Origin of the sequence: Pandoraea bronchicola (assembly GCF_902459805.1) — a bacterium.
Taxonomy (GTDB): Bacteria; Pseudomonadota; Gammaproteobacteria; order Burkholderiales; family Burkholderiaceae; genus Pandoraea; species Pandoraea bronchicola.
Genome location: NZ_CABPST010000002.1, coordinates 139,596 through 162,874, shown reverse-complemented (window position 1 = coordinate 162,874; position 23,279 = coordinate 139,596). Strand labels below are relative to the sequence as shown.

Genomic DNA, 23,279 nt, shown 5'->3' with positions numbered 1-23,279 from the left:
GGTCATGCCGCTCGCCCATGCTCTGATGACCTCGCTGCTGGAGAAATCCTCTTCGGGGTACGACCTCGCCCGCCGTTTCGACAAATCGATCGGCTTCTTCTGGCACGCCACCCATCAACAGATCTACCGCGAGTTGGCGCGCATGGAGGCGGCCGGCTGGATCGACTCCATGGCGGCCCCTGACGGGGGGCGCACGCGCAAACGTGTCTACCGTGTGCTCGACGCCGGTCGCGACGAACTGCTCGCCTGGGCAGCCACCCCCACGGCTCCCTCCGACCTTCGCGACGATCTCATGGTCCGGCTGCGCGCCGACGCCGCCATCGGTCCTCTCGGACTGCAACCCGAACTGCGGCGCCGGGCCGCGCTTCACGCGCAGAAGCTCGCAGCCTATCGGGCCATCGAAGCCCGCGACTTTCCGGCGGGCGAACCGCCGACGCGCGAGGCCGCACTGCAACGGCACATTCTCTTGCTGGGCGTGCGTTATGAACAGGGGTGGCTAGACTGGACGCAGGACGCGCTAGCCCTGCTGGAACATTGGGATGGCGTAGCTGCCGGAGGCGGCGAGCAGGTCTGAAACGCTCGCTTACCATTACGCGGCAGCCGTATCGGCATAATGGCCAATTCGTCCCATTTTCCTGTCAACGGACGGGGTACATGGCGCGTTTAACCAAAGAATCGACGTACGGCTTACCGGCCATGCGTCGCCGTTTTTCGCCCCACCCTAGGCACTCATGGTGTTTTCTTCCAAGCTCTCCCGGCTTTCCTGGCTGACCGGCCGCGTTCGCACCCTTGCGACGATGTCCGCTCTGGTCGCCACGGCTCTCCCGCTCACCTCAGCCCATGCCGGCACGGTCATCGTGCTCGACTCCGGCGCCGCTCAGCTTTCGCTCATCGATCAGGCAACGCATAAGGTCGTTGGCACCATGCCGACGGGCAAGGAGCCGCATCACCTGATGATTACGCCCGACAAGCGTTCGCTAATCGTGGCGAACTCGGTGTCGAACAGCCTGATGTTCCTCGATCCGAACACCGGCAAGCTGCAACGCCAGGTCGCGGACATCGACGATCCGTATCAGCTCGGCTTCTCGCCCGATCGCAAGTGGTTTGTGACGGCGGCGCTGCGTCTGGACCGGGTCGACGTCTATCGTTACGACGGTGAGAACGTTGCGGTCGCCAAGCGCATTCCGCTGGCCAAAACGCCTAGCCACATGACCTTTTCCTCCGACAGCAAGACGGTATTCGTCACGCTGCAGGATTCGGGCGAACTGGCGGCCATCGACCTCGCCACGCAGACCGTCAAATGGCGCATGCCGGTCGGCAAAACGCCTGCGGGCCTGTGGATGACACCGGGCGACAAGTACTTGCTGGTCGGCATGACCGGCGAAGACGACGTCGCCGTGGTCGACTGGCGCGCCCAGAAAGTCATCAAGCGCATCCAGACGGGGCGCGGGGCGCACAACTTCCGTTCGTTGTCCGACGGCCGTCATATCGCGGTGAGCAATCGCGTGGAGAGCACGATCAGCATTCTGGATTACGAGTCGCTGACCAAGGTCGCCGACATCACCGGCCTGATGCCCGGGCCGGACGATATGGAATTGTCCGCCGACAAGCGCTATCTTTGGGTGACGTTCCGGTTTGCACGCCATGTCGGCGTGATCGACCTGACGACGCGACAACTGGTCGACCGCATTGCCGTCAACCGGTCGCCGCACGGCATCTTCTTTGCCGACCGTGCCCCCGTACTCTCGCCGAATCCGGATTGACAAGGCCACCAGATGATTCAGGAAGCCCTCAACTTCGTCGACAGCGGTATCTCTGCCGTACAGACACTCATCTACGTGGATGTGGTGCAGCCCCTGCTGTTCCATTTCAACCTGATGGGCTACGACGACGACATCTATGACGCCCTGTATTGGGTGCTCATCGGTGTCTTGCAGATTGGTGTGACGTACGCGCTGCTGCGCCCGCTCGAGGCGTTGCGCCCGGTCGAGCAGTGGCAGGACCGCCGTCAGGTTCGCGCAGATGTGATCTACACGTGGATCGCCAAGCTCGGCATTCTGAATCTGCTGTTTTTCGTGGTACTGCAACCGGTTTTCAACGAGTTGCAGAGTCAGATGGTAATTCACGGGCTGCCAAGCATCGATCTCGATGGCCTCTACCCGGGCGTGACGGATCAGCCGCTGGTGTCGTTCCTGATGTACCTGATCGTGCTCGACTTCGCCGGGTATTGGTATCACCGCTGGCAGCATCGTTTCGGCGTGTGGTGGGAGTTGCACGCGGTGCATCACAGCCAACAGCAGATGTCACTGTGGTCCGACGATCGCAACCACTTCCTCGACGACATCATGCAAGCCGGGTTCTTCGCCGCGATTGCGCTATTCATCGGCGTGCAGCCGGCGCAGTATGTCGTGCTTGTGGCCGTGGGCAACTTCCTGCAAAGCGTGCAGCACGTCAACGCCCGCCTGCCGTTCGGTCCGGTGCTCGAACGCCTGATCGTGAGTCCGATCTTTCACCGCCGCCATCACGCCATCGGCTACGGACACGAAGGCACGCGCTACGGGTGCAACTTCGGCGTACTGTTCCCGTGGTGGGACATGCTGTTCCGCACGGCGTCGTGGGACCGTGCGGTAGAGCCGACCGGCATTCGCGACCAGCTCCCGGCACCGCAAGGCCGTTCGCGCCGGTATGGTCTGGGGGTGATCGCGCAACAGGTGCGCGCATTCGGGCGCATCGCGCGGCGTCTCGCACCTCGCCGTCCGGCAATTTGACCCCCGCCCAGGCGTGCGGGGGCTCCCCGCCCGGACCGAACCGCGCACGCTTGGGTAACACGATGTAACAGGGGGACGGCCCTCGTCCCCCTGCCCGCCAAGCCCCTGCCCGCCAGTACCTGCGCCCTCGGTTTTCCTCGTCGCGACAGGCATTTACGCTACCCAATACCGCGCCGGCACGGCTGAAGACCGGTAACACGCCGTAACTTCCCGGGCCTGTTCAGCGCGCCAAAACCGGCACCCTCGTCGCTAGACTGCTAATCGTGGCATCCCGGGCCGTTCCGGGAGGCATTCCCCGCGCCTCGGCTCGGGATGTGTGCGGCGCAAGGCGTCGCGCAGGAGGCAGCTATGGACGACACACCGGGCACCGCGTCACCGCCGCCGCAGACGAACAGGCAGCCGAAGCGGCGTCGCACCGCGCTTTGGGTCGGCCTCTTCGTGCTTCTTGCGCTGGTGGCGTGGGTGACGTGGCATCTCATGCACCGGCCTGCGGCGCAGCGCGGCGCCCAACCGCAAATCGTTTCGGTCGCGCGAGCCGTCTATGGCGATATGCCGGTGACGATCACGTCGCTCGGCACGGTAACGCCCGAGGCGACCGTTACCGTTCTGCCCCAGTTGAGCGGCTATCTCACGCAGGTCGGCTATCAAGAGGGGCAGGACGTCAAGCAGGGCCAGTTCCTCGCCCAGATCGACCCGCGCCAGTACGAAATCAGCAAGGAACAGGCGCAGGCCCAACTGGCCAAGGACCGCGCGGCACTCGCGCAGGCCAGAGCCGATCTGGCGCGCTATACACAACTGCACGAGCAGAAGTCCATTGCCGAGCAAACCTTCGTCGACCAGCAATTCACTGTCGCGCAGGACGAAGCGGCCGTGCAGGCCGATCAGGCCAATATCAAACAGTTTGAACTGGACCTCACGTACTGCCGCATCACCGCGCCGGTATCGGGACGCGTCGGGTTGCGCCTCGTCGACCCCGGCAATTATGTGACGGCAACGAGCACGACCGGCATCGCGGTCATCACCAGCATCAAACCGACCACGGTCGAATTCACCGTGGCGCAGAACGCCCTGCCCGATGTCATGAAGCGCTTCCGTACCGGCACGCCGCTGACTGTGACGGCGTACTCCAGCGACAACAAGGAGCCACTCGCCACCGGCGCGCTCTACGCTGTAAGCAACCAAATGGCGACGGCCACTGGCACCGTGACATTACGCGCGCGCTTTGCCAACGACGACGAAGTGCTGTTCCCGCAAGAGTTCGTCAACGTGAAGCTGCTCGTGGACACGCTCCGGCACGTGGTACTCGCGCCAACGCCTGCCGTGCAAAGCGGTGCTCCCGGAGAATTCGTCTATGTCGTTACCCCGCAGAAGACCGCCGCACTGCGCAAAGTCACCATCGGCCCCAGCGACGGCAAGCACACCGTCATCACGGCGGGATTGAACGCAGGCGAGACGGTCGTCACCGACGGGATGGACCGATTGAGCGACGGGGCCCACATCGCGTTGCCGATGGCTGCCAGTGCGGCCGCCGCGCCGGGCCAGCCACCGGACACCCCAGCGGCCTCGCGGCACGGCGGGCATCGCGGTGCGGGCGCGTCTGCCCCCGCAGCCCAATGACTCGAGCCCCGGCGCCCGAGAGCCCGTCGCCCGGCCACCGCCCATGAACTTTTCCCGCATCTTCATCCTGCGCCCGGTGGCGACGTGGCTGCTGATGATCGCCCTCGTGCTCATCGGCCTGGTCGCCGTGCGCGTGCTGCCGGTCTCGTCGCTGCCGAGCGTCGACTATCCGACCATTCAGGTGCAGACGTTCTACCCGGGCGCAAGCCCGTCGGTCATGGCCACGACCGTCACGGCACCGCTCGAAGTGCAGCTCGGCCAGATCCCCGGCTTGCAGCAGATGATTTCGTACAGCGCTGAAGGGTCGTCGGTCATCACGCTGCAATTCGATCTCGCGCTCAATCTGGACGTCGCGCAGCAAAACGTGCAGCAGGCCATCAACGCAGCGACCAGTTTGCTGCCGAGCGGCTTGCCCGCGCCGCCGACCTACGCCAAGGTCAATCCGGCCGACCAGCCGATCATGACGCTGGCCGTCACGTCGAATTCGCTCTCGCTCACGCAGTTGCAAGACGCCGCCAACAACCGGCTGGCCGCGAAGATATCGCAGGTCGCGGGCGTGGGTGTGGTAACGCTCGCGGGCGGCAATGTCCCGGCGGTGCGAGTCGAGGCCGATCCACAGAAGCTCGCGGCATACGGGCTCAATCTCGACGATCTGCGCACGTTGCTCGCCAACGTGAACGTCAGCCAGCCCAAAGGCAACTTCGACGGGCCGGAGCTCGACTACACGCTCGATGCCAACGATCAGATCACCGATCCGCAGGACTATCTCGACACGATCATTGCCTACCAGAACGGCAACCCGGTGTTTCTGCGCGATGTCGCTCGCGTGTCCAAGGCCGCGCAGGATATCGAGCGCGGCGCGTGGCTGGGCAAGACGCCGGCCATCGTCCTGAACGTGCAGCGTCAGCCCGGCGCCAACGTCATTGCCACGGTCGACCAGATCAAGCGCACGCTGCCGCAGCTCGAAGCCACCCTGCCCGCCGGCATGCAGGTCAGCGTGGTGTCCGACAGCACGGGGGTGATCCGGTCTTCCGTGAGTGACGCCGCCTTCGAACTCGTCCTTGCCGTGGTGCTCGTGGTCGCCGTGATTTTCGTGTTCCTGCGCAACGTGCCCGCAACGATCATCCCGAGCATTTCAGTGCCGGTGTCGCTGATTGCCACGCTGGCCGTGATGTACGAGCTGGGCTACTCGATCGACAACCTCTCGCTCATGGCGCTTATCATCGCCACCGGCTTCGTGGTGGACGATTCCATCGTGATGATCGAGAACGTGGTGCGCTATCTCGAAGCGGGCATGCCTCCGCTCGAAGCCGCACTGGCCGGTGCCGGACAGATCGGCTTTACGATCATGTCGCTCACGATCTCGCTCATTGCCGTGCTGATCCCGCTGCTCTTCATGGGTGGCGTGATCGGACGGCTGTTCGGCGAGTTTGCCGTCACGCTCGCGGTCACCATCGTGATCTCTGCCATCGTTTCACTCACGGTGGTGCCCATGATGTGCGCGCGCATTCTCCGCGCGCAGGGCGACCGGCACCCCAGCCGCTTCGAGCGGATCAGCGAACGGGTGTTCGACAAGACGCTCGCCGCTTACGAACGTGGGCTCAGATGGGTGCTCGACCACCAGTTCCTGACGCTGATGGTCGCGTTGGCGACCGTGGCGCTGACCATCGTGCTGTATGTCGTGATCCCGAAGGGGCTTTTCCCGGTGCAGGACGTCGGTGTGCTGCAAGGGATCACCGTCGCGGACAATTCCGTGTCCTACGCTGCGATGGTCAAACGGCAGGCCGCGCTGGCGGACATCGTGCTGAAAGATCCAGACGTGACCTCGGTCACCTCGTACGTCGGCATCGACGGTATCAACACCACGCTCAACAACGGACGCCTCCTCATCAACCTGAAGGCACGCGACGACCGCTCGGAGACCGCCGTCGACATCGGCCGCCGCATCCAGCAGGCGAGCGAGACGGTGCCGGGCATCAAACTCTACGTGCAGCCCGCGCAGGATCTGACGCTCGACACCACGGTCTCGCCGAACCAGTACAAATTCGTGTTGCGTGGTCCCGATCAGGCGACGTTGGCACAATACGTGCCACCGCTGATCGCGCGGATGAAACAGATATCCTCGATCACGGACGTGGCGAGCGATCTCGACACCAGCGGCCTGTCGATTCAGGTGGAAGTCAACCGGCAGTTGGCGGCCCGCTACGGCATCACCCCTGCGACCATCGATAACGCGCTTTACGACGCACTCGGTCAGCGCATCGTATCGACAATCTTCCAACAGTCGAACCAGTACCGTGTGATCCTCGTCGCCCAGCCCGGGTCGCTCACAACGATCCAGTCGCTGGGATCGATCTACCTGCCCAGCCAGACGAGCGCCAGCGGTCAAGTGCCGCTCTCGGCCATCGCGTCGCTCAAGGTGGTCCGCACGCCGCTCGCGATCAGCCATTTGCAACAGTTCCCGGCCGTGACGGTGTCGTTCAATCTGGCGCCGGGGGCATCGCTGTCCAGCGCCGTGAAGGACATCCACGGTGCCGAACAGGCCGTGCATCTGCCTGCTTCGATCGCCTCGTCATTCCAGGGCGCGGCTCAGGCGTTCGAAGACTCGCTCTCGAGCGAGGTCTACCTGCTGATCGCGGCGCTGGTGGCCGTCTATATCGTGCTGGGCGTGCTGTACGAGAGCTTCATCCACCCGGTCACCATTCTCTCCACGCTCCCCTCGGCAGGCATTGGCGCATTGCTGGCGTTGATGTTGACCGGCAGCGATCTCGACGTCATCGGCATCATCGGGATCGTGTTGCTCATCGGGATCGTCAAGAAAAACGCCATCATGATGGTGGACTTCGCGCTCGACGCCGAACGCGTGCAGCACAAGCCACCGCGCGAGGCAATCTTCGAAGCGTCGCTACTGCGCTTCCGGCCGATTCTGATGACCACGCTCGCCGCCATGCTCGGCGCATTGCCCATGCTGCTCGGTTCAGGCACGGGCTCGGAGCTGCGGCGTCCGCTGGGGCTGGCCATCATCGGCGGCCTGACGCTCAGCCAGTTGCTCACCCTGTTCACCACCCCGGTGATCTATCTGTACTTCGACCGCCTGGCAGCACGTGCGCGCGAGCGGCGCGATGCACGGCGGGCCCGCCGCGCCCCTCCTGCCCCTGCTGCCCCGGACAACCCGGCGGATAAGCCACCGGACGGAGACGCGCCGTGAACCTCTCGGCGCTCTTCATCAAGCGCCCGGTCGCCACCACGTTGCTGGCGATCGCGGTGCTGATCTCCGGCCTGCTCGCCTACATGCGGCTGCCGGTCGCGCCGTTGCCCAACGTGGCATTCCCGGTCATTGCCGTGCAAGCCAGCATGGCGGGCGCCAGCCCGGAGATCATGGCCGCCACGGTGGCCGAGCCGCTGGAGCGCCGTCTCGGGGTGATTGCCGACGTGACCGAACTCACGTCCACCAGCACTGTCGGCTCGGTATCGATCCCGGTCGTCTTCGGTCTCAAGCGGGACATTGAAGGCGCGGCACGCGACGTCGAAGCCGCCATTCAGGCTTCGCGCGCCGATCTGCCGAGCACGCTTCGCAGCAATCCGAGCTATCGGAAATTCAACCCGGCCGACACGCCGGTGATGGTGATCGCCCTGACCTCGGCCACGCTCACCACCGCACAGCTCTACGATTCGGCCAGCTCGATCATCCTCCAGCAGCTCTCTCAGGTTGACGGCGTCGGCCAGATCACGGTCGGCGGCGGCGCACTGCCATCAGTGCGCGTCGAACTGGAACCGGGCAAGCTCAATAGCTACGGCATCGGCCTGGAAGACGTACGTGCGGCGCTGTCAGCGGCCAATGCCAACAGCGCGAAAGGTCATCTGGACCAGGGCGATCAGCGCTTCGAAGTCACATCCAACGACCAGATCAGCAAGGCGGACGGGTACAAAGACCTGGTCGTCGCCTATCGCAACGATTCGGCCGTCCTGCTGCATGATGTCGCCCTCGTGCGCGACAGCAACGAGAACATTCGCAACGCGGGCCTGTTCAACAACAAGCCCTCCGTGCTGGTGATCGTGTACCCGTCGCCAGGCAGCAACGTGGTCAAGACCGTGACGCAGATCCGCAAGATTCTGCCGCTCGTGGAAGCCACACTCCCCCACAACATCAAGGTCAACGTGGCGCTCGACCGCTCGGTGTCGGTGGAGGCGTCGCTGCAGGATACCGAACGCACGCTTATCCTTGCCGTCCTGCTCGTCATCGGCGTGGTATTCATCTTCCTGCGCTCCGGCCGCTCGACGCTCATTCCGGGCGTGGTGCTGCCGCTGTCGATCGTCGGCACCTTCGGGCCGATGTATCTGCTCGGCTACAGTCTCGACAACCTCTCCCTCATGGCGCTGACCATCGGCACCGGCTTCGTGGTCGACGATGCCGTCGTCGTCATGGAAAACATCGTGCGCCATCTGGAACTGGGCGTGCCGCCCAAGGAGGCGGCCCTGATCGGCGCGGGTGAAGTGGGCTTCACCGTGCTGTCGATGAGTCTGTCGCTCATTGCCGTGTTCCTGCCGATTCTGCTCATGCCGGGGATCGTGGGCCTGCTGTTTCACGAGTTCGCCGTCACGCTCTCCATCGCGATCCTGATCTCGATGGTGATTTCGCTGACGGTCACGCCGACACTGTGCGCCTACGTGCTCACCCGCGAGTCGGCCACCTCCAGCGCGCGTTGGTCGCAGTGGATCGGCCGTCAGTTCGACCGCTTCCGCGACGCCTACTCGCGCTCGCTCACCGCAGTGCTCGATCACGCCGGACTGGTCGGTCTGGTGATGCTGGCGCTGCTTGTCGGCAATCTGTTTCTGTTCCGCCTGCTGCCCGCGACCTTCTTCCCCGAGCAGGACACCGGCATTCTGATCGGGCAGATCATTGCCGATCAGAGCATTTCGTTCCCGGCAATGCGGCAGAAGCTCGAACAGTTGCAGACCATCGTGCAGACCGACCCCGCCGTAGCTTCGGTGGCAGGCTTTACTGGCGGACGGTCGCTGAACTCCGCAACGGTCTTCGTCCAATTGAAGCCGCTGGCGCAGCGGCACCTGTCGGCCGATGCCGTCGTCAACCGGCTCAGACCCAAGCTCAACGCCGTGGCGGGGGCACGGCTGTTCCTGCAGGCGCAACAGGATCTGCGCATCGGCGGAAGGCAGTCTGCCGCCGAATATCAGTACACGCTGACCAGCGACGACGCTCAAGCGCTTTACAAATGGGTGCCGAAGCTCGTTGCCGAATTGGGCAAGCACCGGCAAACCGTGCTCGACGTCAACACCGATCTCCAGCAGAACGGCTTGCAGATGTACATCGACATGCATCGCTCGACGGCCGCTCGCTTCAATTTGCAGCCGAATCAGATCGACAACGTGCTCTACGATGCGTTCGGGCAACGCACGGTATCGACGATCTACAACCCGATCAATCAGTACTTCGTGGTGATGGAAGTCGCGCCGCAGTATTGGCAGTACCCGAACTCGCTCGATCAGATCTATCTGAGCACGGCGGCCGGCAACGCCAACGGCACCGCGCAAACGCAGATGTCGGGCAAGACGGTCAGCGGCCTGAACTCGAAGACGAAGACGTCCGGCACCAATCCGCAGAACGCAGATGCCGTTGCCAACCAGCAGAACAACGCGATTGCCAACAGCCGCGGCGGCAATTCGAGCGGCAGCGCCGACAGCACGGCCGCCGAGACGATGGTGCCGCTCACAGCGCTCGCCAGCTTCTCGGCGCGTCATACCGCCACGCAGGTCAACCATCAGGGCGGCATGGTCGCGGCCACCGTCTCGTTCAACCTGCCCGCCGGCGGCTCGCTCAGTCAGGCACAGGCCGCCATCGATGAAGCGTCTCAGGCCATCGGCATGCCCGCGTCGGTTCACGGTGCCTTTGCCGGCGCAGCGCAGGCCTTTTCGCAATCGATGGGTACGGTGCCGCTGCTGATCCTTGCCGCGCTGGGTGTCGTGTACATCGTGCTCGGCGTGCTTTACGAAAACACCATTCATCCGCTCACGATCCTCTCCACGCTGCCGTCGGCAGGTATTGGCGCGACGCTTGCGCTGCTCATCTTTGGCACACCGTTCTCCGTCATTGCCATGATCGGGATCATCCTGCTCATCGGCATCGTCAAGAAGAACGGGATCATGATGGTGGACGTGGCAATTCAGTTGCAGCGCCATGAAGGCATGCCGGCCAAACAGGCGATCCATGAAGCGGCGGTTGTCCGTTTGCGTCCGATCATGATGACGACGTTCGCCGCAGTCCTTGGCGCCGTACCGCTCGCCATCGGGATAGGTCAAGGCGCCTCGCTGCGTCAGCCCCTGGGGGTCACGGTCATGGGGGGCTTGCTGCTCAGTCAGGTCTTCACGCTCTATACGACCCCGGTAATCTATCTGTACCTCGACCGGCTGCGCGCACGTGTCGCGCGCTGGTCCGCACGCCTGCCATGGAATCGCGCCGCAGGCACGGAGGTTTGACCATGAAACCACCCAGAATGTCATCCCGCCCCCACGTGTCGTCCATCGCGCCGTTGCGCCACTCATGCCGTTCGCGCCTGGCGCTCGCCTGCGTTGCCAGTCTGGTGCTGCTCGGCGCATGCGCCGTCGGCCCGGACTATCAACGCCCGGCCGTCGATATGCCCACGCACTTCACCGAACTCGAAGGCTGGACACAGGCCAGACCCGATGCCGAAGGGCCCAAGGGCGAGTGGTGGAAGGCGTTCCACGACCCGTTGCTCGACGAGCTCGAGCCGCAGGTGCAGGTCTCGAACCAGACGGTTCGTCAGAACTACGCCAACTACCAGCAGGCGCTGGCTGAAGTGCGTCAGGCGCGCGCAGGTCTTTTCCCGACGCTGGGGGTCGACGGCTCGGCCAACCGCTCGCGCGGCAGCAGCGGCGGTGCAAGTACGTCCGCAGCGCTCGCTTCGCACAGCGGTGCGAGCATCGTCAACTCGGCTTCCGCCGAAGGCACGGCGAGTTGGGCGCCCGATATCTGGGGCCAGGTACGGCGCAGCATCGAGCAAAGCAGCGCCACGGCGCAGGCCAGTGAGGCCACTTTGGCGAACGCCACGCTCTCCGAGCAGATCGCTCTGGCCAACGCGGTCATCGACCTGCGTATCACGGACGCCAACATCGACCTGCTCACCCAGACGGTCAGTGCCTATACGGAATATCTGCGCGTGGTGGCCGATCAGGATCGCGCGGGCACCGTGCCGCCATCGAATGTGATCACCGCTCGCACCCAGTTGGAGAACGCCAAAGCCAGCCTCATTGCACTGGGCGTGTCGCGCGCTCAGTACGCCCATGCGATTGCCGTGCTGGTCGGCCGCAGTCCCGAATCGCTCACCATCGCGCACAGCACGTCGGTGCCGGTGCAGCCCGACGTGCCCATCGGCCTGCCGTCAACGCTGTTGCAACGCCGGCCAGACATCGCGGTGGCCGAGCGACAGATGGCGGCACAAAACGCGGCCATCGGCGTGGCGGTCGCCGCGTATTACCCGAACATCACCTTGTCGCTCTCGGATGGCTTCTCGGCCGCACCGGTGGCAGGCCTGTTCAAGATTGCCAACTATGTCTGGGCGCTGGGCGCGAGTGCCAGTGAAACACTCTTCGACGGTGGCGCCCGCAGCGCCAAGGTCGACGCCGCCCGGGCGGCCTTCGATGGCGCCGTCGCCAACTACCGGGGCACGGTGCTGAGCGCGTTGCAGGGGGTGGAGAACGATCTGGCGTCGCTGCGCATCCTCGAACAGCAGGCACAGGCGCTGGACGCCGCCGTGCGCGACGCCACCGACGGCGCGCGCATCGCGATGAACGAGTATCAGGCGGGGACCGTGGACTACACCACAGTCGTCACCGCACAGACGACGCAACTCAACACCCAGCAAAACGCGCTGAACGTGCAGGAGTCACGGCTGCTTGCCGCAACGTCGCTCATCGGCGATCTGGGCGGGGGGTGGTCCGATACCCAGCTCTCGCAGGCCACGCCGGCCGCTCCGGACACGCCATCCGGCAAGTGATGGCGCGGCACGCCCGCCAACGCGTGACACCGAACCGACTGCGTGACGGCACGGCCCCACGGAGGCGACCCAAGCGGTTGGCGGACGTTGTGCGGCCTCGCCTGCCTTGTCTCGGATACCTAAACTTGCGCTATGCTGCCCGGGCAGGGGATGTGCGCCCCCCCGTGCATGCCGGTCAGTGGTACGGAAACGGTCTGCTGGTATGCTCTCGCGCTGAACTTGAATAATGGGTCGTACACCGCATCGGCTGGGCCGCGCGGCTGACAATCATGGTGCAACTGCAATCGCATGCCGGCGACGCGCTCGCTGGCCCTCACATTGCGTGGTACGTCTATGTACTGCGTTCGTTTCTTGCCCTCGGGGTACTGGGCGCATGCGCCTGGGGAACCATGGCCCTCGCCTATCGCTGCCCCGGCGCGCCGGCGGTCAGGTATTTCGTCATCGCCTGGTGGATCGCGCTCGGGATCGCGGCCATCGTCGCGTTGCTGCGCGTGCGCGCGAGCGTCCCGCTCAAGGGCTGGCCGCTCGGGTTCCTGATCGCGATGGTCCTGCTGCTCGGCTGGTGGCACACGATCAAGCCCGCCAACGACCGTAACTGGGCTGCCGATGTTGCCCAGTTGCTCGACCCGCAGCAGGATGGCTCACGCATCACGCTGCACAACGTGCGCAACTTCGAATGGCGCACCGAGACCGACTTCACGCCCCGCTGGGAAACCCGTGAGTACGACCTCGACAAGCTCGTGAGTGCCGATCTCGTGCTGTCGTACTGGATGGGCCCGGCCATCGCCCACACGCTGGTGTCGTTCGCCTTTTCCGATGGCCAGCGGGTCGTGTTCTCCATCGAGATTCGCAAGAAGCAAGGCCAGAAGTTCTCGGCGGTCGGCGGCTTCTTCAAGGACTTCGAAGCGACACTGGTCGCCGCCGACGAGCGCGACATTCTGCGGGTGCGCAGCAACGTGCGTGGTGAAACGGTCTACTTGTATCGCCTGAATATCCCGCCCAAGGCATTGCGCGAGGTGTTCCTCGGCTATCTGGAACGGGCGCGCGAGCTGCGACGCACCCCGGCCTGGTACAACACGCTCACCAGTAATTGCACGACCATCGTGTTCGAACTGGCCCGCATCATTGCGCCGGGGTTGCCTCTCGACTATCGCCTGTTGCTGTCCGGCTATTTCGCCGAGTACGCCTACGATCAGGGCGGGCTCACACCGGGCTTCACCTATGCGCAACTCTATGATCGCGGCAATTTCGTCTCCCGCGCGCTCGCCGCAGGCGACTCGCCCGATTTCTCGACGTTGATCCGTCAAGGGGTGCCCGGCGACGATCCGAAGGTGACGCCATGACGTCGCCGGCGATTCGCCCGCCCGCGCAAACCTTCTGGCGGCGCCGACTCCACCGGGCGGCAATGCTCGCTGCCGCCGTATGGCTGACGGGCCTGTCGGGCTGCGCGATGGTCGAAGTCCGGTCGCTCGGCCCGGACCAGTACATCGCCATGAAACGCGGCGACATCCTGTCCACAGGCAAGCTCAGTGCTTCGACCGACGATGTCATTCGCGTCGCAGGGCTCGATGAAACGATCTGTGCCAAGCCGTCACTCGACTGTATCGACGCGCTGGGCCGTGCCAAGGAAATCGATATCGACCGGCGTCTGGCTGCGATGGCCGAGATGTCGATGCAGCTCGCCATTGCGCAAACGCCGGCGGGCGAGACGCAGTGGAACGACGCACAGTTCGATCTCTGGCTGCGCTCGGCACGTTATGCGTACGCCTACCTCTTCCATGGAGACCGGCGCTCGAGCGAGCGGGCGTTCGAAGACCGTCAGACGCAGGTGCGCGACTACTACAACTACGCGGTGCAGACCTTCTCCGTCGCCCTCTTTCGCCGCGTGCAACAAACGGGCAAGGTCCAGATTGCCGGATGGACACTGCCGATCGACGCCAGCAGCGTGCGCTTTGCCAACGACCGAATCCTGCCGCGCGAGGTGTTGCCCGCGTCCACTCTGTCGTTTGCGGGACTGCGCAGTCCGTATCGACGTGACGGCTTCGGCGCAGAACTGGTCGCCGTACTCGACGAAAAATCGGCCGCCGACGCCTTGACCTCGGGCAGTGGCAGCCCGGCACCACGCGGCGATGCAGCGACTGGCCTCGACAACCGCCAGGTATCTTCCGAACAAAACGAGGAAAGCGGCGGGGCCCGCAACCCTCGCGAGAGCCGCGCATCACGTGATTTCCGGCGTGCCACCGATCCCGAGGCGGGCCCGGTGTTCAGCGAAATGCCTTCGCCTTCGCTCACGTTGCTGCTGCGCTTCGACGGCACATCGCTCGCGCAAGTGCTGACGACCCGCGTCGCGACGCTGGTCGTCTACGACCCGTACCGGCAGTCGTCGGTCGAACTGAATGGCCAGACGGTGCCGCTCGCGGGCAACTTCACCGCTGGCTATGGCCTGTGGCTGGCGCGTTCCGGCTTTGCCCAGCAATCGTTACGCACCTTGTTCGGCCGTGACCGGGGGATCGTGCGTCCGCACATCTACCTGATGCAGCCGTTCGATCCGGGCCGCCATGTCATTCTGATGCTGCATGGACTGGCAAGCAGTCCGGAGGCGTGGGTGAATCTGGCCAACGAGATTCAGGGCGACGCTACGCTGCGCGAGCATTTTCAGATCTGGCAGGTGTATTACCCGACGAACGCGCCGATCCTCGTGAATGCAATGGCGATTCGCAATGCCTTCGAGGCCACGCTGAAGCATTTCGATCCGGACGGCCTGTCCGCTGCGTCGCACGGCGCCGTGGTTATCGGCCACAGTATGGGCGGCGTGATCGCCCGGCTGATGGTCTCTAGCGCAGACGACGAACTGTGGTCCGTGTTCCAGGACGACTACCACCTCGACGACCATCAGGTCGACCGCGCTCGCGGCAGGCTCAATCCGCTGTTTCAGTTCAAGCCGGTGCCGCAATTCGAGCGCGCCATCTTCATTGCCGCGCCGCATCGAGGCACGCCCTTCGCGCGCAACCGGCTGGGACGCTGGGTCTCCAACCTCATCAAGCTGCCTGTCACGCTGCTCTCGGGGATCGACGACGTGTTGCACTTCGCGACCGGCACCGAGGACAGTCCGTCGGACGGCAAGACAGGCTACGTGCCTAACAGCGTCGATCAGCTACGGGACAACGATCCGTATGTGGTCGCGACCGCCGGTCTGAAGATATCGCCATCCGTGCAATATCACTCGATCATTGCGCGACGTGACCCCAAAGGGCCGCTGGAGGAGTCCAGCGACGGCGTGGTGCCCTACAAGAGCGCCCATCTCGCCGGTGCGCAGTCGGAGCGCGTGATCGTCTCGGGTCACAGCGTGCAGGAAACGCCGCAAGCGATTCTCGAGATCCGCCGTATCCTGCATGAGGATGTCGACGAACTCGATCCGATCAGGCGCCCCGGCCGGCCCGGACCGTTTCAAGCCATCAATCCACCGCCGCTCGCCACGCCGGCGAAAGCAGGAACACAGCCGAATTCCACTGCCGGACGCCCGACGTCGCGCTGAAAATCCGCCGGTTCAGGAAACGGCGTTGACCTGAATGTGATAAACGCCCCACGGGCAAAGGCTGAACCGCTCCTTGAGCGGTTTGCCCGCCAGCAATGGAATCTGCGCCGGATCATAGACCGCCCACAGCGGCCCCAGGCCGCCGAGCGGAAGCGGTTTGTCGCCAAGATGCGTCGCGAGCAGGAACCCGTAATCGCGAACCTGCTCAAGGGTGGTGGAGACGATGTACCCGTCGATGGCGCGCAGCAGCACCTGCGTGAGCGGATTACCGGGCACGCCCGCCTGAGTCAGCACGTCGATCAGACGCGGGCCGCGCAGCGTGTGCGGCCGTGCGTCGTATTCCAGTGTTGGGCGAATCGTCTGCACAGGCATGCGCGTGAGCATGCCGAAATCGAACGCATAAGCGGCGTCGAAGCGCACGAGTTGCTTATGGAATAGCTGATCGAGCGCCGGGTCGACGGGCCCCCGGTTGTGCTGCCGGATGGCGCCGCTGATCGTGACGAGCGGCGTCGTGGCGGACACCCCCATGGCACTTTCCGTTTTGGCCAACACCGGCACCGACACACCAAGGGCTGCCGCACTCGCGAGGAATTCTCTTTTCTTCATGGATATTGACCAAGGCGATTGGGCCTGGGGACAGGTGCGCCCAAGCGTTGCCCGAGCGTATCACGAAGGTTGCGTCGCATATCACCCGCGCGCCGGACACGCACCAACATGAATTAAATTAACGCGAATCACAAATAAGACCATTTTCATTCATGCATCGAAATCTCTATGATCGTTGTCACGGTTTCATTCATCTGGCGGCAAGCGTCAATAGAGAACATGGCAAAGACACATAACCTCGGATTCCCGCGCGTCGGCGCGAAGCGTGAGCTGAAGTTCGCTCAGGAAGCGTACTGGAAAGGCCAATCGTCGCGCGACGAGTTGAAAGCACTCGGCGCCTCGCTGCGCCTGCGCCACTGGCAGGATCAGGCGGCACTGGACCTGGCCCCGGTCGGCGATTTCGCGTTCTACGATCAAGTCCTCGACATGAGCTTCACGCTGGGCAACCTGCCCGAGCGCGTGCAGGGTTTCCATGGCGACGCGCTCGACAACTACTTCCGCGTGGCCCGTGGCCGCTCGGCACAAAGCGCCGAAGCGCACGCAGGCTGCTGCGGCGGTGTGGCGGCCGGTGAAATGACCAAGTGGTTCGACACCAACTACCATTACATCGTCCCGGAATTCTCGGCCGCAACGACCTTTACGCTCGACGCCTCGCGTCTGGTCGAGCAACTCAACGAAGCCCGCACCGCCGGCGTGAAGGCCAAGCCGGTCGTCATCGGTCCGCTCACGTATCTGTGGCTCGGCAAGGCCAAGGACGACAGCGACAAGCTGGCCCTCCTGCCGCGTTTGCTGCCGGTCTACGTAAAGCTGCTCGAAACGCTTGCCGCGCAGGGGGTGGAATGGGTGCAGATCGACGAGCCGATTCTCGCCACCGAACTGAGCGCCGAATGGCAAAAGGCTTTCGAGACGGCTTACGCCGCCCTCGCCGCCGCGCCGGTCAAGCGTTTGCTCACCACGTACTTTGGCGAACTGCAAGACAACCTGCCGCTGGCCTGCCGTTTGCCAGTCGACGGCCTGCATCTGGACGCCGTGAACGCCCAGAACGAAGTCGCCAAGGCCATCGCCGCACTGCCAGCCGACAAGGTCCTGTCGCTTGGCGTGGTCAACGGCCGCAACATCTGGAAAGCGGATCTGAGCGCTGTCCTCGACTGGCTTGAGCCGATCGCCAGGACGCTGGGCGAGCGCCTGTGGGTTGCGCCGTCGTGCTCGTTGCTGCACGTGCCGGTCGATCTGGATAGCGAGCAGAAGCTCGACGCCGAAATCAAGTCGTGGCTGGCCTTTGCCAAGCAAAAGCTGGCCGAAGTGAATGTGGTGGCGCGCGCCATCAACGAAGGGCGTGAAGCTGTCGGTGCCGAACTGGCTGCCAACGCGGCGGCCATCGCCAGCCGGCGTGCGTCGCCACGCGTACACAATCCGTCCGTCAAGGCGGCCGTGGTGAAGATCGAAGCGTCGCTGGGGCGTCGTCAGAACCCATACGCTACCCGTGCCGAGAAGCAGGCCGCCACGTTGAACCTGCCGCGCTATCCGACCACCACGATCGGCTCGTTCCCGCAAACGGCTGAAATCCGCACCGCGCGCAGCCAGTTCAAGGCGGGCGAATTGGATCAGGCCGGCTATGTCGCCGCCATGCAGGCCGAGATCGCGCGCAGTGTGCGGGAACAGGAAGCCCTGGGGCTGGACGTGCTAGTACACGGCGAAGCCGAACGCAACGACATGGTCGAGTACTTTGGCGAACAGCTCGAAGGCTACGCTTTCAGTCAGTTTGGCTGGGTGCAGTCGTACGGCTCGCGTTGCGTGAAGCCACCCATCATGTTCGGCGACATCAGCCGCCCGAAGGCCATGACCGTCGAATGGATCAAGTACGCGCAGTCGCTGACCAGCAAGCCAATGAAGGGCATGCTGACCGGCCCGGTCACGATCCTGAACTGGTCGTTCGTGCGCGACGATCAACCCCGCTCGGTGTCGTGCTTCCAACTGGCATTGGCGATTCGTGAAGAAGTGCTGGATCTGGAACGTGCCGGCGTGCGTGTGATTCAGATCGACGAAGCCGCGCTGCGCGAAGGCCTGCCGCTGCGCCGCGCTCAATGGCAGACATATCTGGATTGGGCCGTCGAGTCGTTCCGCATCACCGCTAATGGCGTGCAGGACGACACGCAGATCCATACGCACATGTGCTATTCGGAGTTCAACGACATCATCGCGGCCATCGCCGGCATGGATGCCGACGTGATCACCATCGAGACCTCGCGCTCGGATATGGAACTGCTCGATGCGTTCGACTCGTTCCAGTACCCGAACGAGATCGGACCGGGCGTGTACGACATTCATTCGCCGAATATCCCGACGCAAGCGCACATCGTGTCGCTCATGCAAAAGGCCGCCGAGCGCATTCCGGCAAAGCGTCTGTGGGTCAACCCGGACTGCGGCCTGAAGACGCGCCAGTGGGCCGAAGTCATTCCGGCGCTGCAGAACATGGTCGCCGCCGCGAAGACGCTGCGCGCCCAGTAAATCACTGCACGGTGCGCAGACTCGACAGGCCCGCCACCGTGTGAGCGTTTCTGGCAAAACGGGCCGGCAATTGCCGGCCCTTTTGCCTTCTGTTACCGCTTCCCTGAGCCCCAACACCGCCGTCAAGCCACCGCCATTCCCGTCGGCTTCCGCCCAAAGCGCCTCCGGTATCGTCCCACTATCGCGGTATCACACGAAATAACTTTGCTAACTCATTGATTCACAGTGGCTTTGCGTGGCATAGTCGCGCGGGCGGGCACCGACGCAAACTAAGTTTCTCCTAAGTTTCGCGCGCTATCGTGCGCCCGTGCCATCCTCTGTGACTGGCAGGGTATTGGGCGTGCGCCTTTGCGGCCGCGCCGGGAAGCGTTTGGAACCATGCGGATATTGCTCGTAGAAGACGACACCATGATCGGTGAGGCCATGATGCAGGCGCTCAAGGATGCCTCGTATGCGGCCGATTGGTGCCGCGACGGCGACGCCGCACTCGCGGCTTTGGCCGCTCACGCTTACGACCTCATGCTGCTCGACCTCGGCTTGCCCGGACGCGACGGCTGGGAGGTACTTCGTGCCCATCGTGGCGCGGGCGGGCGCACGCCGATCATTGTCGTGACGGCCCGTGACGGCGCAGAGGACATCATTCAGGGCCTCGATCTGGGCGCCGACGACTTCGTCGTGAAGCCATTCGAAGTGGGTGAACTGCTTGCGCGCATGCGGGCGGTGATCCGCCGTCAGGCGGGCGTGGCGGTGCCCGTGTTGAGCAACGGCGCGCTTGCGCTAGATCCCGCGACGCATCAGGCGACCTATGGCGAGAACAGTTGCGTGCTCTCGGCGCGCGAATACGCGCTGCTGCACGCGCTAATGCTACGCCCGGGCACGATTCTTTCTCGCGACGCGCTGGAGCATCGTCTGTACGGCTGGGGGGAAGAGATCGAGAGCAATATGATCGACTTCCTGATCCATTCCATTCGCAAGAAGCTCGGCGCCGACGTCATCCGCAATATCCGTGGCGCCGGCTGGCTGGTGCCCAAGGCATGATGCGCTCCCTGCAATCCCGGCTAGTGGTTACGCTCTCGGCCTGTGCGCTGGGATTGGCCATCGTCGCGGGCTTTGTGTCGTACTGGGCGGCCTTTCGCGAGGCCTACCGTTTTCAGGACGATCAACTGCTGCAACTCGCGGCACTCGTGGATACGCGTAATCTGGCCGCCGCCGACAGCGCCATGCACGGTCTGCCGATTCAGGATCACGACTACCGCCTTACGGTGCAGCGCCTTGGCGGCACGTTCCCCGTCACACTGGCCGATGGCTTTCACACGGTGAACACCGGCGACCACACGTGGCGCGCGTTCGTGCGCACCATCGCCCCGGAATTGCGCATCGTCGTCGCCCAACCGACGGAGGGCCGCAACGAAATCGCCCGAAACAGCGGTCTTCGCACCGCACTGCCCTTCGTCGGCTTCGTGCCGCTGCTGATCGGCGCCATCGTAGTGACCGTGCGCCGCGCGTGGCGACCGGTACAGCGGCTCGCCGACGAGGTCGACACCCGGCGCGATACCGACCTGCGTGCCCTCGACACCCGGGGAGCGCCCACGGAAATCGAGCCGTTCATCGTATCGATCAACCGCCTGCTGGCCCGGCTGGCCAAGGCGCTCGACGAGCAGCGCCGGTTCGTTGCCGACGCAGCCCATGAGTTGCGCTCGCCGGTCACGGCACTGGTGATCCAGTCCGAAAATCTCGACCGGGCGCTCGCCCCTGCGGGCCTCGATACCGAAACGCGCACCCGTCTCACCAAGCTCAAGAGCGGGTTGCAACGCACGCGAACATTGATCGAACAATTGCTGACCCTTGCCAGAGCGCAGAGCGCACCGGCGGTCGCAGCCACACCGCTCGTGCTGCTGCCCGCCGTGCATGAAGCGCTGGAAGACGTCTTCGTCCTGGCGGACCGCAAACAGATCGTGCTCGACCTGGTCGATGCGTCGTCGAGCGTGCCCGGCCGCTCCACGTTGCGTGTCACAGGGTCGAAACGCGATATTGTCACGCTGCTGAGCAATCTTGTCGGCAACGCCGTACGTTATACGCCAGCGGGCGGCAACGTCTCTGTCCGCCTCTCGGCCACGGGCGCCGACGTGGCCATCGACGTGATCGACTCGGGCCCGGGGGTCGATGCCGACAAGCGGGAGCGTGTGTTCGACGCGTTCTACCGGGCAAGCGAGCAACGCGATTCCCGTGAGCATGGCGGCGAAGGCACCGGGCTGGGCCTCGCCATCGTTCGTGCGATCGTTGACCGCCTCGGCGGCCAGGTGAACCTGAAGGACGCCAGCCTGACACCGCCGCGCGGCCTTCACGTGCGCGTCACGCTGCCCAACCCCGACGTCTCGCCGGGTACCGGCACCTGACGGTCATTTGCCCTTCATCCCATTTCCCCTCATTCATCAAGACTGGAAGCCTCGCATTCATGTCCACACGTCCTCAACGTGACGCCGGGTTGGAACCCTGGCCGATCTCTCCCGCCGCCCTGCTGTGGCTGCTCACCGTGTTCGCACTGGTCTGGTTTGGGGTATTGAACCTGCGCCATCTGATTCCGAGCGACGAAGGCCGCTACGCCGAGATGGCGCGCGAAATGCTGGCCACGGGCGACTGGGTCACGCCGCGCTATAACGGCTATCTGTACTTCGAAAAACCGCCCCTCCAGACCTGGATGAACGCGCTGACGTTCATGATCTTCGGTCTCGGCGACTGGCAGGCACGCCTGTGGACGGCGCTGACCGGTTTCGGCGGCGTGCTGCTCGTGGGCTACACCGGGCGCCGGGTGTTCGGCGCGCGCGCGGGCTTCTTCGCTGCGCTGACGCTGGCAAGCGCCCCGCTGTGGAGCCTGCTCGGTCACTTCAATGTGCTCGACATGGGCCTGTCGTTCATGATGGCGCTGGTGCTGTGCTCGCTGCTGCTGGCCCAACGTCCCGGCCTGACCGACACGCAGACCCGTAACTGGATGTGGCTGTGCTGGGCGGCGATGGGGCTGTCGATCCTGAGCAAGGGACTGATCGGCGTGGTGCTGCCGGGTGCCGTGCTCGTGATCTACACGCTGATTTCGCGCGACTGGGCGTTATGGAAACGCCTGCACATCGTGAGCGGGCTGATCGTGCTGCTCGCCGTGACGGTGCCGTGGTTCGCCGCCGTGATGGCACGCAACCCGTCGTTCTTCGACTTCTTCTTCATCAACGAGCACTTCAACCGCTTCCTGAAGCCGGATCACCATCGCCCCGGTGCGCTTTGGTACTTCGTGCCGGTGCTGATCGTCGGCTTCCTGCCCTGGCTGTCGATGATCCCGCGCGTCTTCAAGGCGTCGCGCGCTGTCCCCCGTCAGGCCAACGGCTTCCGGCCGGTGCTGATGACGACGGTCTGGGCCGTCTTCATCTTCTGCTTCTTCTCCCTGTCGCACTCGAAGCTCATTTCGTACGTGCTGCCGGTCGTGCCGGCCATCGCGCTGCTCATCGGGCTGGGCATTGCGGACATCTCGCGTGAGTCGCTGCGCAAGCATCTCATCGTGTCCGCCGTGCTGTTCGTCGCGACGATCGTGACGTGTCTGGTCTTCCTGTCGCATCACTCGGATAGCCGCAATCCGGTGGAAGCCTACCGCGCGTTCTCGAATTACCTGTACGCAGCGAGTGTTGTCGGGTTGATCGGCATCGGCATCACCCGCTGGCTGAGCACGCGCAGCACGAAGCAGGCGCTCGTCGCCTTTGCAGGAACGTGGCTGGCCTTTACGATGATCGGCGGCACGGGCCACGAAGCCTTTGGACGTGCGAGCTCGGGAATCGATCTGGTGCCGGCGGTGCGCGCGGAAATGGATCGTCTCGGACCGGACACGCCGTTCTACTCGGTCGGCACGCTCGATCACACCATGCCTTATTACCTGCGTCAGCCCATGATCATGGTGGCCGTTCAGGACGAACTGGAGTTCGGCATCTCGCAAGCGCCCGATAGCTGGATTCCGACGCTCGACAAGTTCGCGCAAGTCTGGATCGCCGCGCCCAAGGCACTCGCGTTGGTCGATCCGGATAAGTTCACGGTGCTCGAGACGCTCGGCCTGCCGATGAAGGTCATCGCCCGCGACGATCGTCGCGTCATCATCGAAAAGCCGACGACCGGGCAGTCTCCCGCTGCCAACTGATCGCGGCAACATCCATAAAAAAACGGCTGGGGCGATGTCTTGCC

General features: G+C 64.1%; 14 protein-coding genes. 13 read left to right on the top strand and 1 reads right to left on the bottom strand.

What is annotated here, in order from left to right; genetic code table 11:
• Window positions 1–4: 4 nt before the first annotated feature.
• From PBR20603_RS04940 to PBR20603_RS04900, 9 genes are all read left to right on the top strand, one after another.
• On the top strand, window positions 5–574 hold the full coding sequence (locus PBR20603_RS04940) for a PadR family transcriptional regulator (RefSeq protein WP_150558448.1): 570 nt from the start codon (window positions 5–7) through the stop codon (window positions 572–574).
• Between the two features lie 157 nt (window positions 575–731).
• Window positions 732–1,763, top strand: a complete 1,032-nt coding sequence (locus tag PBR20603_RS04935) for a YVTN family beta-propeller repeat protein (RefSeq protein ID WP_150558447.1) — start codon at window positions 732–734, stop codon at window positions 1,761–1,763.
• A 12-nt stretch (window positions 1,764–1,775) separates the two neighbouring features.
• Window positions 1,776–2,768, top strand: a complete 993-nt coding sequence (locus PBR20603_RS04930; protein ID WP_150558446.1) for a sterol desaturase family protein — start codon at window positions 1,776–1,778, stop codon at window positions 2,766–2,768.
• Window positions 2,769–3,116: 348 nt separating this feature from the next.
• Window positions 3,117–4,385 (top strand): efflux RND transporter periplasmic adaptor subunit, encoded by a 1,269-nt coding sequence (locus PBR20603_RS04925; protein ID WP_150558445.1) that lies wholly within the window; start codon window positions 3,117–3,119, stop codon window positions 4,383–4,385.
• Between the two features lie 43 nt (window positions 4,386–4,428).
• On the top strand, window positions 4,429–7,593 hold the full coding sequence (locus PBR20603_RS04920) for an efflux RND transporter permease subunit (RefSeq protein ID WP_150558444.1): 3,165 nt from the start codon (window positions 4,429–4,431) through the stop codon (window positions 7,591–7,593).
• Window positions 7,590–10,877: an efflux RND transporter permease subunit gene (locus PBR20603_RS04915; protein WP_150558443.1), complete on the top strand. Its 3,288-nt coding sequence runs from the start codon at window positions 7,590–7,592 to the stop codon at window positions 10,875–10,877. The genes PBR20603_RS04920 and PBR20603_RS04915 overlap by 4 nt, the downstream gene beginning before the upstream one ends.
• 17 nt (window positions 10,878–10,894) lie before the next feature.
• Entirely contained in the window at window positions 10,895–12,415 is a 1,521-nt protein-coding gene (locus tag PBR20603_RS04910; RefSeq protein ID WP_150558442.1) for an efflux transporter outer membrane subunit, read from the top strand.
• Window positions 12,416–12,684: 269 nt separating this feature from the next.
• Window positions 12,685–13,758, top strand: coding sequence for an Lnb N-terminal periplasmic domain-containing protein (locus PBR20603_RS04905; RefSeq protein WP_150558441.1), 1,074 nt, complete (start codon window positions 12,685–12,687; stop codon window positions 13,756–13,758).
• Window positions 13,755–15,950, top strand: coding sequence for an esterase/lipase family protein (locus PBR20603_RS04900; RefSeq protein WP_174977782.1), 2,196 nt, complete (start codon window positions 13,755–13,757; stop codon window positions 15,948–15,950). The genes PBR20603_RS04905 and PBR20603_RS04900 overlap by 4 nt, the downstream gene beginning before the upstream one ends.
• Window positions 15,951–15,962: 12 nt before the next feature.
• On the opposite strand, the gene PBR20603_RS04895 is transcribed toward PBR20603_RS04900, so the two are convergent.
• Window positions 15,963–16,556, bottom strand: a complete 594-nt coding sequence (locus tag PBR20603_RS04895; RefSeq protein ID WP_150558440.1) for a molybdopterin-dependent oxidoreductase — start codon at window positions 16,554–16,556, stop codon at window positions 15,963–15,965.
• A 219-nt stretch (window positions 16,557–16,775) separates the two neighbouring features.
• Here PBR20603_RS04895 and metE point away from each other — a divergent pair, with 219 nt between their 5' ends.
• The 4 genes from metE (at window position 16,776) to PBR20603_RS04875 (ending at window position 23,235) form a co-directional block, all read left to right on the top strand.
• Complete coding sequence (gene metE, locus PBR20603_RS04890; protein WP_150558439.1) at window positions 16,776–19,064, top strand: 5-methyltetrahydropteroyltriglutamate--homocysteine S-methyltransferase; 2,289 nt, start codon at window positions 16,776–16,778, stop codon at window positions 19,062–19,064.
• Between the two features lie 378 nt (window positions 19,065–19,442).
• Window positions 19,443–20,102: a response regulator transcription factor gene (locus PBR20603_RS04885; RefSeq protein WP_150558438.1), complete on the top strand. Its 660-nt coding sequence runs from the start codon at window positions 19,443–19,445 to the stop codon at window positions 20,100–20,102.
• Complete coding sequence (locus tag PBR20603_RS04880; protein ID WP_150558437.1) at window positions 20,099–21,460, top strand: sensor histidine kinase; 1,362 nt, start codon at window positions 20,099–20,101, stop codon at window positions 21,458–21,460. The genes PBR20603_RS04885 and PBR20603_RS04880 overlap by 4 nt, the downstream gene beginning before the upstream one ends.
• A 59-nt stretch (window positions 21,461–21,519) precedes the next feature.
• Window positions 21,520–23,235, top strand: coding sequence for a glycosyltransferase family 39 protein (locus tag PBR20603_RS04875; protein ID WP_150558436.1), 1,716 nt, complete (start codon window positions 21,520–21,522; stop codon window positions 23,233–23,235).
• The last annotated feature ends 44 nt before the right edge of the window (window positions 23,236–23,279 follow it).